This is a genomic window from Winogradskyella sp., assembly GCF_003712105.1.
GTDB lineage: Bacteria > Bacteroidota > Bacteroidia > Flavobacteriales > Flavobacteriaceae > Winogradskyella.
The window spans coordinates 63,817-79,142 of record NZ_RHLG01000005.1 but is presented as its reverse complement, the minus strand read 5'-3'; the positions used below and the strand labels follow the sequence as shown (position 1 = coordinate 79,142).

The following is a 15,326-nucleotide window of genomic DNA, read 5'->3' as shown; positions in this document are numbered from 1 at the left end:
ATTTCATCTTAAAATTACCATAATAGTAGTTATAATTTATTTATTACAAATATTATGCCGACAAGTATAGTAGCTAAAAGAACACCTTTTGCATAATTGTCCATCTTCTTGTTTAAAAACAAATAAAACAATGGAAGGTTAATCAATGCGCCAATACTAGCACGTTTTTCTAATAAAATAGTACTGAATGATCGGTCTATGATTCTTGTAAATGAGCTGCCCTTATATAAACCAATGCATAAATCGAATATAAAAATCCCAATTAAAACCGATATAATACCAATAATAAATCCTAAAATAATGTCTTTTCTATGATTCAAATTTCCAAGAATTTAAATGTTGAATAGCATGATGTGCAGTGAGATCAAACTGAACAGGAACAACAGAGACATAGTTGTTTTTTAATGCCCATTCGTCGGTATCTTCACCATGGTCCATAATTACGAATTCTCCTGTAAGCCAGTAATAATCTTTTCCCATTGGATTGGTACGTTTGTCAAATTTTTCTTCCCAATTTGCTCGTGCTTGCCTGCAAATTTTAATACCATTGATAGCGTTTTGATTTTTAGGGATATTGACGTTAAGAATCACATCTTTAGGTAAACCATGATTTAAAACATTTTTTGTAATCGTTTTTACCACTGATTTACAATGCTCAAAATCTGCACCCCAACTATAATCTAATAATGAAAAGCCTATCGCTGGGATTTGCTCTATTCCCGCTTCTAGAGCAGCGCTCATCGTGCCAGAATAAATCACATTTATTGAGGAATTAGATCCGTGATTAATACCAGAAACACAAAGGTCTGGTTTACGGTCTAAAACTTCTCTTATAGCTAATTTTACACAATCGGCAGGAGTTCCTGAACAACTATATTCTTGTTGTGGTCCGTCATCTATAACTACTTTTTCAACGTATAATGTAGAGTCAATGGTTATAGCATGACCCATACCACTTTGAGGGCTATCTGGAGCAACCACCACCACATCTCCGATAGTTGTCATAACATTAATTAATGTACGTATTCCAGGTGCAGTTATGCCATCATCATTGGTAACAAGAATTAAAGGTTTTCTAGGCATGTAAGGCAAAATTTAGTCTTTTGCTAAAATACTAAAATAGCCTGTAATTGTTGTATAACTTTGGTTTAACAAAAAATTAGTAGCACTTTGGTTTTATGGCACGATTTTTTCGTCTATTTTAGTCAATTATAAAGTTATTATTCATTGTAAATACTGTAAGTTGAGTCTCATCGAAACTACGGTAAAATAAAGAAGACATATGAAAGGGAAATACAAATTTTTATTACTGGCACTATTAATTGCTTTTGCATCATGTAGTTTTACCAATAAAATAGATGGAAGTGATAATGACAAAGATAAATTATTAATACGTCTTATAACTTACCTATTAGATAATGGACATTATGCCCCACAGGACATTAATGATGATTTTTCTGCAAGAGTGTTTGAAGAATACATAAATCAACTAGACCCTTTTAAACGCTATTTTCTGGAGTCAGACATCAAAGAGTTTGAAGCCTATAAAGATAAAATAGACGATCAGTTAAAAGGGTATGATTTGTCGTTCTTTAATTTAACACATCAACGTTTAATTCAAAGAATTGATGAATCAAAGGACGTTTATGCTAAGGTTCTTTCCAAACCATTTGATTTTGATAAAGATGAAACATTCAATTCTAATTATGAATCTCTCGATTATGTAAAGAATAAGCGTGAGATGAAAGAACGTTGGAGAAAACAATTAAAGTTTTCTACAATAGCAAATTATGACGAAGCTATAGAGAATAATCAATTAATGGCTGAGGAAGATGATACAGTAGAGTTGAAGTCTAAGCAAGAATTAGAGGCTGAAGCTAGAGAAACTACTTTAAAATCCTTGACTGAATTATACACTTACATGGAAGAGCGTCAACGCAATGATTGGTTTGGCGTATACATGAATGCAATTGTAAGAGAATTTGACCCACATACATTTTACTTTACGCCTGTAGATAAAGACAGATTTGACTTAGATATGTCCGGAAAATATGATGGTATTGGAGCCCGTTTGCAGCGTAGATTAGATGTCATTTCTATTAGCGAACTTATTAGCGGTGGCCCAGCCTGGCGTCAAAACAAGTTAGAAACTGGAGACCAAATATTAAAAGTAACTCAAGAAGGTGAGGAAGAAGGTGTTAACATAGTAGGCATGCGACTTGAAGATGCTGTTAAATACATTAAAGGTCCAAAAGGAACAACAGTAACCTTAACAGTCAAAAAAGTAGATGGCACATTAGAGGATATTTCAATAGTAAGAGATAAAGTTGTTCTTGAAGAAACTTATGCTAAATCCTCTACAGTGATCAAAGATGGCAAAAAGTATGGCTTAATTAACTTACCAAGTTTTTACGATAATTTTGATAGAGACAACCGTGTAAGTTGTGCTATTGATGTAAAAAGAGAAATTGAGCGACTTAAAAAAGAAAATATCGAAGGCGTTATTATAGACTTAAGAGACAACCGTGGTGGCTCGCTAGGAGCAGTGGTTGATTTGACAGGTCTTTTTATTAAAGATGGGCCAATAGTACAAGTAAAAAGTACAACAGGAGATAAACGTGTACTTAGTGACGAAGATGAATCTGTTGTTTGGGATGGACCATTAGTAATAATGGTTAATGAACTGTCTGCTTCTGCTTCTGAGATATTGGCGGCAGCGATGCAAGACTATAAAAGAGGAGTAGTGATTGGTAGTGAACAAACTTTTGGTAAAGGAACTGTCCAAAACGTGGTAGACCTTAACCGCATGGTTAGAAACAATTCAAATGGTGACTTAGGTGCAATTAAGTTTACAACAGATAAATACTATCGTATTAATGGTGGATCTGTACAACTTAAAGGTGTAAATAGTGATATTGTTGTTCCAGACCGTTACAAGTATATTGGCATTGGTGAGCGTACTCAGGACAATCCATTATCATGGGATAAAATAGATTCTGCAACATATAATCTATGGGAAAACTATTATGATTATGATGGCGCCATTAAGAACAGCCAAGAACGTATTGCCGCTAACGAGCAATTAAAACTTATTGATGAGAATGCAAAGTGGATCAATGAAATACGTGATAACGAAACATTTTCACTTAACTATAACGACTATAAAGAGCAGCTTGAGTTTAATGAAATGCAAGCTAAACGATTTGATAAAATCTCTGAGTATACATCTAACTTAACATTTAACTCATTACCATATGAGCTAGATTTAGTAGCTAAAGATTCTGTTCTTAAAGAGAAGAGAAAGCGTTGGCATAAAAGCTTAAGTAAAGATGTTTATATTGAAGAAGCGTTAAATGTACTTCAAGATTTAAAGCTATCATATGCTATAAAAAATAATGTAGCTCAAATTAAGAACTAAAGTAGTTTTGTGTCACCTTGAGCGTGGTCGCTGAGCGAAGTCGAAGTGCAGTCGAAAGGTCTTTTTCTTTTAGATTAAAAAAAGTTATATGTCCAAAACAAATAGTTCATTAACTAGCTTAGCGCTCCAAAAATTCAAAACGAATCTTTGGGGCGTTATTAGTTTTTGGGTTATTGTGGTTATTGGTTTAATCTCAATTTTTGCATATGTATTGGTTCCTGATAGTTCAAAGAATGCTAATCAAATGCATTTGCCTATTCATTCTAAAGCACCAGGTTTTAAGGTTGAAATTTTAGAATTACCGTCAGTTGAAAAAGACGAATCTTCTTTTATATCCAGACTTTTCTTTGGAAAAACGAATACCAAAACCGAAATCCCTATTACAAACTATAGCGTAGAAAATAATTTGCTTCATTATACAGAATATGCTGGCGAAGGATTAATTGGCCAACAAAAAACAATAGAACTAAGTGTCTTTCCGAATAATAATTATGAGCCTTATATTGCCGAACGCACATTTGTTTTTGGAACCGACAAGTATGGCAGGGATTACTTAAGCAGAATTTTAGTGGGTGCAAGAATATCCTTTTTTATTGGTTTTGTTGCTGTGTTTATTTCTCTTCTTGTTGGTCTTTTTATGGGAAGTATCGCAGGTTATTATGGTGGAAAAGTTGATGCTTTTATTATGTGGATTATTAACATCACATGGTCAATACCAACACTTCTGCTAGTTATAGCAATAACATTAGCATTAGGTAAAGGATTTTGGCAAGTATTTATTGCCGTTGGTTTAACGATGTGGGTTGAGGTGGCTAGAGTGGTTAGAGGTCAAATTATTAGCGCCAAACAACTGCAATATGTTACAGCAGCAAGAGCCTTAGGATTTACCGATTTTAGAATTATAACTAAGCACATTCTTCCTAATATAATGGCACCTTTAATTGTGATATCTGCTGCGAATTTTGCTGCGGCTATTTTAATAGAAAGCGGATTGAGTTTCTTAGGTATTGGAGCACAACCACCAATGGCAAGTTGGGGTGCAATGATAAAAGATCATTACAATTACATTATCCTCGGGAAACCTTATTTGGCGATTATTCCTGGGATTTGCATAATGGTTTTAGTCATGGCATTTATGCTAATCGGCAATGCCCTGCGTGATGCTCTAGATGTGAAGAGTTAAACGTCTTGCCTTAATTGCTCTATCTCAGTATTAGTAGCATCAATAAACTCTAAAACTGCATCTTTACCTATTTTTTTACTTGAGGAGGTTACAAAATATTGTGGTAATTCTTCCCAAAATTGAAGTAAGTCATCACAATAGGCGTTGACATGATTTTCAATAGCTTTAGGTTTAAGTTTATCCGCTTTTGTAAAGATGATTGAAAACGGAATTTGCTTCATACCTAAATACTGCATAAACTCTAAATCTATGGGTTGAGGTTTGTGTCTAATATCTACCAAAACAAATGCGGAGACTAATTGTTTACGTTGCTCAAAATAATTGGTAATGAACTTTTGAAAGGTCTTTTTTGAGCTTTTCGATACACGAGCATAACCGTAACCAGGTAAGTCTACCAAATACCAATTTTTATTAATTATAAAGTGATTAATAAGCTGAGTTTTTCCTGGTCTACCAGAAGTTTTAGCAAGGCTTTTACGTCCTGTTAGCATGTTAATTAAAGACGATTTGCCTACATTACTTCTACCAATAAATGCATATTCTGGTATTGCTTGGTTGGGACATTTGGCAACGTCAGAATTACTCATTACAAATTCGGCAGATTTTATTTTCATAGTATTATTAGAAATAAATCAGTCTTAAAAATTAAAATATAAATAGTTATTTTTAGAAACCTCGAGTCACTAACCAATCGTTTAAAATGACATTAAATTCTTGAGGGTGCTCCATCATAGCTGCATGCCCACATTTGTCAATCCAAAATAAGTTGGCATCAGGCAGTAATTCATGAAACTCATCAGCAACTTCTGGAGGTGTTACGGTATCATTTTTACCCCAAATGATACAAGTAGGTGTGTGCATTTTTGGCAAGTCTTTTGCCATGTTATGACGTATGGCACTTTTGGCTATAGCAAGTGTTTTAACCAGCTTATTTCTATCATTAACCGTTTCGTAAACTTCATCAACGATTTCTTTAGTGGCTACCTCTGGATTATAAAATACCTCTTGCGCTTTTTTCTTTATCACTTCATAATCACTGCGCTTGGTATAACCACTACCCATGGCACTTTCATACAGACCAGAGCTACCTGTAATAATAAGCGCTTTTACTTTTTCGGGATATAATTTTGTGTGGTATAACCCTATATGGCCACCTAGAGAGTTGCCCAATAATATGACGTCATCAAATCCTTTAAAATCGATAAAATCTTTAAGATAATTAGCAAAACTCTTAACGTTAGTTTTTAAAAGAGACATGGTGTAGATTGGTAACTCAGGAATGAGAACCTTGTAGCCGTTACTACTAAAAAAATCAGTAACAGCATCAAAATTACTTAAGCCACCCATTAGTCCATGAAGCACAATTATTGGAGTGCCTTCACCTACTTCTATATATCTAAAGTCCTTTTCTTCTTTTAAAAGGTGTGTCATTAATTACTTAGTATAGTTAAACAAAAGTACATCAATTTTTTTATTTGAAAATTCATAAATCTAAATAAAAAAAATGATGTACTAACGCAATGATTCCATAGGTAAAACTAAAATTCATTTTTTCTTTTCAGCATTTAAGTTTTTATCTAAGAAATATAGTTAAATACTTATCAATTCAAGGTCAATATAATTCCCTAATTCATTTGTTTTTTCTCTGCTTCTAAACATCTGGCGATATTGGTTTTTTGTCGATAAATGTAAAACTTATCAACAAAAGTGGTAAAATGTGGTAAAATGTGGGTATTTTTTCAATATATTTGATTTCGTAATAGAATTACAACCTTTTTTGACCCAATAGATTGAACGCATTAATAGGAACATACGAAGTAAAAGCTGATGCTAAAGGAAGGCTAATGTTGCCAACTGTTTTAAAGAAGCAGTTGGCTCCTGTTATGCAAAATGGTTTCGTGCTAAAACGTGCTGTTTTTCAACCTTGTTTAGAATTATACCCAATGCCAGAATGGGAGAAATTAATGCAAAAAGTGAATAAACTTAACCGCTTTAATAAAAAGAATGATGCTTTTATCCGTCGGTTTACTGCAGGTGTAAAAGTAGTCGAAGTAGATAGTACTGGTCGTTTACTAATTCCTAAAAACTTATTGTCATTTTCTGGTATTACTAAAGAAACTGTTTTGGCTTCTGCGGTAAATATAGTAGAGATATGGGATAAGGATAAATACGAAAAAGCAATTGATGATGCAGCCTTAGATTTTGCGGATTTGGCTGAAGAGGTAATGGGTCAAGACGATGGAAGTAATGAGTTATCATAATGCAGTATTACTCAAAGAAACGGTAGATGGTTTAGCTATAAATCCTGATGGGGTTTATGTTGATGTCACTTTTGGTGGTGGTGGACATAGCCAAGAGATTTTAAGCAGACTTAATGATAAGGGGAAACTGTATGCATTTGATCAAGATGCTGATGCTTTAGCAAATACAATTGATGACGAGCGATTTACTCTAATCAATGAAAACTTTAGATATATAAAACGATTTCTGAAGTTTTATGGAGTAAAACAAGTAGATGGAATTCTTGCAGATTTTGGTGTGTCGTCTCATCAGTTTGATGTCGCTGAACGTGGGTTTTCGACGCGTTTTGATTCAGAATTAGATATGCGAATGAACCAAGATGGTGAGCTATCTGCATATGAGGTCATCAATGATTATGAAGAGCAAGAGTTAAGACGTGTATTTTATGATTATGGAGAGTTGAGACAGGCACCAGCGATGGCAAGAGTAATAGTGGAGGCCAGAGATCAAGAAAAAATAAAGACGAGTAATCAATTAAAATCAGTGTTAAAAAAGTTTCTAAATCATAGAAAAGAGAATAAGGTATTAGCACAGATTTATCAAGCCATTCGTATTGAAGTTAATCAGGAAATAGAGGTGTTAAAAGAACTCTTAGAGCAAACACCAGAATTATTGAAATCGGGTGGCCGATTAAGCTTTATCTCTTATCACTCGCTTGAAGATAGATTGGTAAAACGATTCATTAGAAATGGTCTTTTTGAGGGCGAACCAGAGCGAGATATGTTTGGCAATTTTGAAGTACCGCTTAAAAAAGTAGGAGGTTTAATTGTTCCATCACAAGACGAAATAAGTGTTAATAATAGAGCAAGAAGTGCAAAGCTTAGAATAGCAGAGAAAATTTGAAAAAGAGCATTTACAGCATATTAAGAGGTACGTTTCTAATCAGTGATGATTCGTTCAAAAATTGGCGGGTCATTCTTTTTATTTCAGGACTAGCCGTGATAATGATTGCGAGTGCGCATAGTGCTGATGAAAAAGTATATGAAATTTCCGAGTTAAGCAATGAGGTAAAGGAGTTACGGTCAGCTTTTGTAGACGGAAGATCAAAACTTATGCGATTAAAAATGGAATCGACAATTGTGAAAAAGGTAGAAGAAAAAGGATTGGAGATTTCAACAACTCCTCCAAAAAAAATAAAAGTTAAAGCTAGAGATTAAAGTTTGGCAACAACAGAAACTAACATATTAAACAGATTGTACTTCGTAGCAGGCTGTATGTTTGTCTTTGCTCTTGCCGTGGTTTTTAAGTTGTGTTCTATACAATTTATTCAAGGTGATAAATATAGGGCAATGGCCCAGAAACGTACTATTAAACGTTTCGAGATACCGGCAAATAGAGGTAATGTATATTCAGCTGATGGGAGTTTACTGGCAACCTCTATTCCTAAATACGATGTGGCTATCGATGCTGTAACATCTTCAGATAAAAACTTCAAAAAATATATTAAACCACTTTGCGATTCTTTAGCAGCATTTACCGGTAAATCTTCTGGAAGCTTTGAGCAAAAAATAAATAAGGCACGTCAAACCAAAGACCAATACCTCTTATTAGCAAGAAATTTGTCCTATACGGACTATATGCGCTTTAGAAATTTTCCGCTTTTAAAACTAGGAGCAATCCGCGGAGGATTTGTGTACGACCAAAAAACAAAACGTGAGCATCCAATGGGTGGCATTGCCGAACGATCTATTGGTTACGAACGCATCGATGAAAATGGCTATGCAACTCGTGTTGGTATAGATGGTGCTTTTGGTAAAGATTATTTAAGAGGAGAAACAGGAAGTCGACTCAAACAAAAAATTGGTAAAGGCGAGTGGAAACCCATAAGAGATGTTAACGAAGTTGAGCCAAAAGACGGCTATGATATTTATACAACAATTGATGTTAATATTCAAGATATAGCGCATCATTCGCTTTTAGGACAATTAGAAAAATACGAGGCCGACCACGGTTGTGTGGTAGTGATGGATGTAAAATCTGGTGAGATTAAAGCTATTTCAAACTTAGGCCGGAATAAGATAGGTAAATACTACGAGCGCTTAAACTATGCTGTGGGCGAGAGTCATGAACCGGGTTCTACGTTTAAGGTAATGGCTATGATGGCGGCTTTAGAAGATAAGGTTATTGACACCTCTACGATTGTCGACACAAAGAATGGGCGTAAATATTTTTATGGCCGTACGATAAGTGATTCGCATCACGGTGGTTACGGAAAAATATCAGCAGCTAAAGCCCTAGAAGTCTCATCAAATATTGGTTTGGCTACTATAATCGATGAAAATTATTCGAGTAATCCTGAAAAGTTTTTGAAGCAGCTACGCGATTGGCATTTAGACCAAACTCTAGGTGTTTCAATTATTGGTGAGGGTAAACCTGTTATTCCAAAACCGGGTGATAAGATTTGGAGTAAGAATGCATTACCGTCAATGGCTTATGGTTACAACATGCAGTTAACGCCTTTGCAAACTTTGGCTTTTTATAATGCTATAGCTAATAATGGACAACTGATTAAGCCAAGATTTTTAAAAGCTGTAAAAGAGTTTGATAGAGATATAGAAGTTTTCGAAAAAGAAGTGCTAGTCAATAAGCTATGCAAAGATGAAACCCTTTCTCAAATAAAGGATATTCTTAAGAATGTTGTTAGTCGTGGTACTGGTAAAAAACTATATTCCGAAACCTTTTCAATGGCAGGTAAAACAGGTACAGCAAGGACCGATTATGCCGATATTGAAGCTTGGAAAGAAGATCCTAAATATGTCTCTTCTTTTGCTGGTTATTTTCCTGCAGAAAATCCTAAATACTCTTGTATAGTAGTGATTCATAAACCAAGTACAAAAGTTGGTTTTTATGGTGCTGATGTTTCTGGTCCAGTATTTAAACGTATTGCTCAAAAGATTTATACCGATACGCCACTTATCGATCAAATACAAACAGGTGATTACAACAATGAATTGATCGCAAATGACTTTGAGAAATTCAATTCTATTTCAAATAAGTACAAAACCATTATGCCAAATTTAATAGGTATGCCTGCTATGGATGCAGTGGCATTCTTAGAGAATATGGAGGTAGATGTCAATATAAAACTGAATGGTAATGGAGTGATAACATCTCAGTCCGTTTCAAAAAATATAAAGCTAAAACCAAATCAAACCGTAGTACTAGAAGCCTCTTGAAGCCCTTAAAAGACATACTATATAAAGTTAATATCAATGCTGTGGTTGGAAGCACAAGCATTGATATTGAAAACATTGTTTTTGACTCTAGGAAAGTGAGTTCGAACGATGTTTTTGTGGCTATAGTTGGTCAGGTGTCCGACGGTCATGACTACATAAGTAAAGCTATTAGTAGTGGAGCTAAAGCTATTATATGTCAAAATTTACCTGATGAATTGATAGATAATGTCACCTATGTTGAGGTGGAAAATTCTAATCAGGCATTGGCTTTTATGGCGGCTAATTACTACGATAACCCTTCAGAAAATTTAAAGTTGGTAGGTACAACAGGAACTAATGGTAAAACCACTGTTAGTTCTCTGTTGTATCAATTATTCAAAAAAGCAGGTTACAAGGTTGGTTTGTTGTCTACTGTAAAAATTATGGTTGATAATACAGAGCATAAAGCCACACATACTACTCCAGATTCTCTTACCATAAACTATTACTTAAAACTAATGAATGATGAAGGTGTTGAGTTTTGCTTTATGGAAGTAAGTTCGCATGGGATTCATCAAAGTAGAACAGAAGGCTTGCAATTTATCGGCGGCGTTTTCACCAATTTATCACATGACCATTTAGATTATCATAACACATTTGCCGAATACCGTGATGTAAAGAAATCCTTTTTTGATGGCTTATCAAAAAAAGCGTTTGCCCTAGTAAATACAGATGATAAAAATGGGTTAATAATGTTGCAAAATACTGTAGCAAAGAAATACACCTATGCTTTAAAAACATATGCAGATTATAAAGCTCAAATTCTAGAAAATCAGTTTGGTGGTCTTTTACTAAAGCTTAACGATAATGAAGTTTGGACAAAACTTATCGGAAATTTTAACGCCTATAATCTTTTGGCTATTTATGCTGTGTCAGAATTGTTAGGTCTTGATAATGAAGAAAGTCTCAGGCACATCAGTGAATTAGAAAGTGTAAGTGGTCGGTTTGAATATTTTGTTTCAGACGAAAAAATTACTGCAATAGTAGATTATGCACATACACCTGATGCATTAAAAAATGTACTAGAAACCATCAACTCTATACGTACTAAAAATGAAGAATTAATTACAGTAGTAGGATGTGGTGGCGATCGAGATGCTACTAAACGCCCTAAAATGGGACATATTGCTTCGGCGCTCAGTACAAAAGTTATTTTCACAAGCGATAATCCACGCAGTGAAGACCCAAAATCTATTATCGACGCCATAGAAGCAGGTGTAGAGCCGCAAAATTTCAAAAAAGTCATTTCCATTATTGATAGAGAACAAGCTATTAAAACGGCGTGCCAACTAGCACAGCCTAATGATATTATTCTAATAGCAGGTAAAGGTCACGAAACATATCAAGAAATTAATGGTAAACGAACAGATTTTGATGATTATAAAATAGTAGCCGAATTATTAAATCAATTGCAAAAGTAGAACTATGTTATACTACCTATTCGATTATTTAGAAAAGCAATACCAGTTCCCAGGAGCGACTCTTTTTGGGTATTTGACTTTTAGAGCTGCAGTTGCAATGATTTTATCATTACTAATTTCTATTGTTTATGGTAAACGAATCATTCGTTTTTTGCAAAGTAAACAAGTTGGTGAGACTATAAGAGATTTAGGCCTTGAAGGTCAAGCAGAAAAAGCAGGTACACCAACTATGGGTGGTATTATAATTATACTAGCTACACTAATTCCTGTTTTGCTTTTAGCTAAAATAGCTAATGTGTATATCATCTTATTGATTGTAACTACACTATGGATGGGAACCATTGGTTTTATTGATGATTACATCAAAAAATTCAAAAATGATAAGCAAGGTTTAAAAGGAAGATTTAAAGTTCTCGGTCAAGTAGGTCTAGGTATTATTGTAGCAACGACGCTTTACTTTCATAAAGATGTTACAATGAAAGAAAAGTTGCCTATGGAAGTTCAAAAAGAGCTCCTAGCAGAAAATCCAAATTTAGAGCCTTCAAAATTATTTGATGTAGAAGAAAAATCCACTAAGACTACAATTCCTTTTGTAAAAAATAATGAGTTTGATTACGCAGATTTAATCACTTGGATAAGTCCAGGTCTTAAGAAATATGCTTGGATAATTTTTGTATTAGCAGCAATATTTATAATCACAGCAGTATCAAATGGAGCAAATCTTACTGATGGTATCGATGGTCTAGCAGCTGGTACATCAGCTATAATCGTACTTACGCTTGGGATCTTTGCTTGGGTATCTGGTAATATTATTTTCTCAGATTACTTAAATATCATGTACATACCTCGAGTAGAGGAAATCACAATTTATATCGCAGCTTTTGTCGGAGCACTCATAGGTTTCTTATGGTATAATACCTATCCGGCTCAAGTATTTATGGGTGATACTGGAAGCTTAACTATTGGTGGTATTATCGCTGTTATAGCTATAGCGGTGCGTAAAGAGTGGTTAATTCCAATTTTATGCGGAATATTCTTAGCTGAGAATTTATCTGTGGTATTGCAGGTGAGCTATTTCAAATACACAAGAAAAAAATATGGTGAAGGCAGACGCATTTTTAAAATGTCGCCATTGCATCATCATTATCAAAAATCAGGATATCACGAGAGCAAAATAGTAACACGATTCTGGATTATAGGAATCTTGCTAGCCATTTTGGCGATTGTGACATTGAAAATTAGATAAATGAAACGGTTAGTTGTATTAGGAGGCGGAGAAAGTGGAGTTGGTACAGCATTATTAGCCAAAGCAAAAGGCTTTGAGGTTTTTGTCTCTGATAAAGGCGAAATCAAAAAGAAATACAAGGACGTTCTTATACATAATGAGATTGAATGGGAAGATAACAAGCATACAAAATCTAAAATTCTTAATGCTGACGTTGTAATGAAAAGCCCTGGAATACCTGATAAAGTTGCTTTAGTAAAAAAAATACGAGAGAAACAGATTAAGGTGGTTTCAGAAATAGAATTTGCTTCGAATTATACAGATGCAACTTTAGTTGCTATAACTGGTAGTAATGGGAAAACAACTACGGCAACTCTAACTCATCACCTACTAAAACAAGATTTAGATGTGGGTTTAGCAGGTAATATTGGAGATAGTTTCGCAAAGCAAATTTTAGAAAAAAATCATCAAAACTATGTCTTGGAGGTTAGCAGTTTTCAATTGGATGATATTAAAGATTTTAAACCAAAAATCGCCATACTAACCAATATTACACCAGACCATTTAGATAGATACGATTACAATTTTGAAAATTATATCGCTTCAAAATTCAGAATCGTAGACAATCATACTAGTGATGATTATTTCATTTATGACGCGGACGATCCAGTCATAGAAAGCTGGATGAAATCACACTCCATTCCATCTCAAAAACTCCCATTTTCATTAACAAAAGAAGTTGAAAATGGAGCATATATAGAAGATAACAACATAATAATAACAATAGATAACAATCAAATAACTATGCCAATAAAGAAATTAGCATTAGCCGGAAAGCACAACGTTAAAAATGCAATGGCTGCATCAACAGCCGCACATTTACTTAAAATAAGGAAGCAAACTATTAGAGAAAGTTTAGAAAATTTTCAAGGCGTTGAACATCGTTTGGAAAATGTACTACGTATTAATAAAGTACAATACATTAATGACTCTAAAGCAACAAATGTCAATGCTACATATTTTGCACTAGAAAGTATGGAAGCACCAACCATTTGGATTGTTGGTGGAGAAGATAAAGGTAATGACTACAAAGAACTTTTCCCTTTTGTAAATGAAAAGGTGAAAGCTATTATTTGCCTCGGAGTTGATAATGTAAAATTGATGCAAACTTTTGGTAATATGGTAGACATTATTATCGAAACTCAATTTATGAGCGAAGCCGTAAAGATTGCATACAAGGTAGCAAGTGCAGGTGATAATGTGTTGTTATCGCCAGCTTGTGCAAGCTTTGATTTATTTGAAAATTACGAAGATAGAGGTCGTCAGTTTAAAGAAGCAGTTAGAAAATTATAAGAATCATTGCAAACAGTTTTTAAAAATATCAAAGGCGACAGGTTAATATGGGCAATAGCAATGTTGTTGGCTATTTTCTCATTTTTGCCTGTATATTCTGCTGCTAGTAATTTGGCATATACTGGTGGTTCAGGCAATACCTTTGCATATTTTGTAAAACACTTTATGCACCTCTTTTTAGGTTTTGCAATCATGTACGGTGTGCATAAAATTCCATATAGATATTTCCGAGGTTTATCGATGGTAATGATACCTGTAGTTATTGTTCTATTAGCAGTAACAGTTTTGCAAGGCACAACTGTAGAAGGTGCAAATGCAAGTCGTTGGATAAAAATACCAATCGTAAATATGTCCTTTCAGACATCTACCTTGGCATCAGTTGTGCTGATGGTGTATGTAGCACGTTATCTATCTAAAATTAAGGATCGCAAGGTGTCGTTTAAAGAAACCATTTTACCATTATGGATGCCTGTATTTATAATTCTTGCTCTTATTCTACCTGCTAATTTTTCAACAACAGCTATAATATTTTTAATGGTGTTGTTATTGACATTCATTGGTGGTTATCCCATCAGATATTTGCTTTTGATAATCGGAGCCGGAATCATGGCGTTTGTGTTTTTCATTCTGGTAGCAAAATCATTTCCTGATGTTATGCCGAATCGAATAGATACCTGGATGAGCAGGATTGAGAGTTTTACAAGTGGAGAAGAAACCGAAGAAGATTACCAGATAGAGAATGCTAAGATCGCTATTGCATTGGGTCAAAAGCCAGTTGGTCCTGGAAAAAGCGTTCAAAAGAATTTATTACCGCAATCGTCATCAGATTTCATATTTGCAATAATCATCGAAGAGTACGGTCTATTTGGTGGGCTATTTTTATTAGCATTATACTCATGGTTATTATTCAGAATTGTAATCGTCTCACAAAAATCTGATACAATTTTTGGGAAGCTATTGGTTCTTGGAGTTGGATTGCCAATTGTATTTCAGGCATTAATAAATATGGCAGTGGCCGTAGAATTATTCCCCGTAACAGGCCAGACTTTACCGCTTATAAGTAGTGGTGGAACATCTATTTGGATGACCTGTATGGCAATTGGTATAATATTGAGCGTAAGTGCTAAACGCGAAGAGATAAAAGCAAAAGAACAAGATGGTTTAGATGAAAACCCCTTAGATATTTTATCTGAAACAATTTGATGTAGGC

The 15,326-nt window shown here is 34.4% G+C and carries 14 protein-coding genes; 10 read left to right on the top strand and 4 right to left on the bottom strand.

Features of this window, described 5'->3' with window-relative positions; translation table 11 throughout:
• Positions 1 to 29 precede the first annotated feature (29 nt).
• Both ED556_RS11745 and surE read right to left on the bottom strand, forming a co-directional pair.
• The gene (locus tag ED556_RS11745) at positions 30 to 320 is read right to left on the bottom strand and encodes a hypothetical protein (RefSeq protein WP_296323953.1); all 291 of its coding nucleotides are present in this window, start codon (positions 318 to 320) and stop codon (positions 30 to 32) included.
• The gene (gene surE, locus ED556_RS11740) at positions 310 to 1,083 is read right to left on the bottom strand and encodes a 5'/3'-nucleotidase SurE (RefSeq protein ID WP_296323951.1); all 774 of its coding nucleotides are present in this window, start codon (positions 1,081 to 1,083) and stop codon (positions 310 to 312) included. The genes ED556_RS11745 and surE overlap by 11 nt, the downstream gene beginning before the upstream one ends.
• A gap of 199 nt (positions 1,084 to 1,282) precedes the next feature.
• Here surE and ED556_RS11735 point away from each other — a divergent pair, with 199 nt between their 5' ends.
• Both ED556_RS11735 and ED556_RS11730 read left to right on the top strand, forming a co-directional pair.
• Positions 1,283 to 3,418, top strand: a complete 2,136-nt coding sequence (locus tag ED556_RS11735) for a carboxy terminal-processing peptidase (protein ID WP_296323947.1) — start codon at positions 1,283 to 1,285, stop codon at positions 3,416 to 3,418.
• 88 nt (positions 3,419 to 3,506) lie between these two features.
• The gene (locus ED556_RS11730; protein WP_296323945.1) at positions 3,507 to 4,601 is read left to right on the top strand and encodes an ABC transporter permease; all 1,095 of its coding nucleotides are present in this window, start codon (positions 3,507 to 3,509) and stop codon (positions 4,599 to 4,601) included.
• Here ED556_RS11730 and yihA read toward each other — a convergent pair.
• Positions 4,598 to 5,215 carry a ribosome biogenesis GTP-binding protein YihA/YsxC gene (yihA, locus tag ED556_RS11725; RefSeq protein ID WP_296323941.1) on the bottom strand — a complete coding sequence of 206 codons (618 nt, stop codon included), beginning with the start codon at positions 5,213 to 5,215 and terminating at the stop codon, positions 4,598 to 4,600. The two genes, ED556_RS11730 and yihA, sit on opposite strands and share 4 nt — an antisense overlap.
• Before the next feature lie 52 nt (positions 5,216 to 5,267).
• Positions 5,268 to 6,032: an alpha/beta hydrolase gene (locus ED556_RS11720; protein WP_296323938.1), complete on the bottom strand. Its 765-nt coding sequence runs from the start codon at positions 6,030 to 6,032 to the stop codon at positions 5,268 to 5,270.
• 359 nt (positions 6,033 to 6,391) lie between these two features.
• Between ED556_RS11720 and mraZ the strand changes: the two genes are divergently transcribed.
• From mraZ to ED556_RS11680, 8 genes are read left to right on the top strand one after another with little or no spacing between them, the layout of a single operon-like run.
• A complete protein-coding gene (gene mraZ / locus ED556_RS11715) occupies positions 6,392 to 6,862 on the top strand; it encodes a division/cell wall cluster transcriptional repressor MraZ (protein ID WP_296323934.1) in 471 nt (156 codons plus the stop codon).
• On the top strand, positions 6,849 to 7,745 hold the full coding sequence (gene rsmH, locus ED556_RS11710) for a 16S rRNA (cytosine(1402)-N(4))-methyltransferase RsmH (protein WP_296323931.1): 897 nt from the start codon (positions 6,849 to 6,851) through the stop codon (positions 7,743 to 7,745). Before mraZ ends, rsmH begins: the two co-directional genes overlap by 14 nt.
• A complete protein-coding gene (locus ED556_RS11705) occupies positions 7,742 to 8,059 on the top strand; it encodes an FtsL-like putative cell division protein (RefSeq protein ID WP_296323928.1) in 318 nt (105 codons plus the stop codon). The genes rsmH and ED556_RS11705 overlap by 4 nt, the downstream gene beginning before the upstream one ends.
• A 57-nt stretch (positions 8,060 to 8,116) precedes the next feature.
• The gene (locus ED556_RS11700) at positions 8,117 to 10,078 is read left to right on the top strand and encodes a penicillin-binding protein (protein WP_296324548.1); all 1,962 of its coding nucleotides are present in this window, start codon (positions 8,117 to 8,119) and stop codon (positions 10,076 to 10,078) included.
• Positions 10,075 to 11,538, top strand: a complete 1,464-nt coding sequence (locus ED556_RS11695; protein ID WP_296323924.1) for a UDP-N-acetylmuramoyl-L-alanyl-D-glutamate--2,6-diaminopimelate ligase — start codon at positions 10,075 to 10,077, stop codon at positions 11,536 to 11,538. Before ED556_RS11700 ends, ED556_RS11695 begins: the two co-directional genes overlap by 4 nt.
• A gap of 4 nt (positions 11,539 to 11,542) precedes the next feature.
• Positions 11,543 to 12,784 (top strand): phospho-N-acetylmuramoyl-pentapeptide-transferase, encoded by a 1,242-nt coding sequence (gene mraY / locus ED556_RS11690; RefSeq protein WP_296323923.1) that lies wholly within the window; start codon positions 11,543 to 11,545, stop codon positions 12,782 to 12,784.
• Positions 12,785 to 14,116 (top strand): UDP-N-acetylmuramoyl-L-alanine--D-glutamate ligase, encoded by a 1,332-nt coding sequence (murD, locus tag ED556_RS11685; RefSeq protein ID WP_296323921.1) that lies wholly within the window; start codon positions 12,785 to 12,787, stop codon positions 14,114 to 14,116.
• Between the two features lie 6 nt (positions 14,117 to 14,122).
• Positions 14,123 to 15,319: an FtsW/RodA/SpoVE family cell cycle protein gene (locus tag ED556_RS11680; RefSeq protein WP_296323920.1), complete on the top strand. Its 1,197-nt coding sequence runs from the start codon at positions 14,123 to 14,125 to the stop codon at positions 15,317 to 15,319.
• Positions 15,320 to 15,326 lie beyond the last annotated feature (7 nt).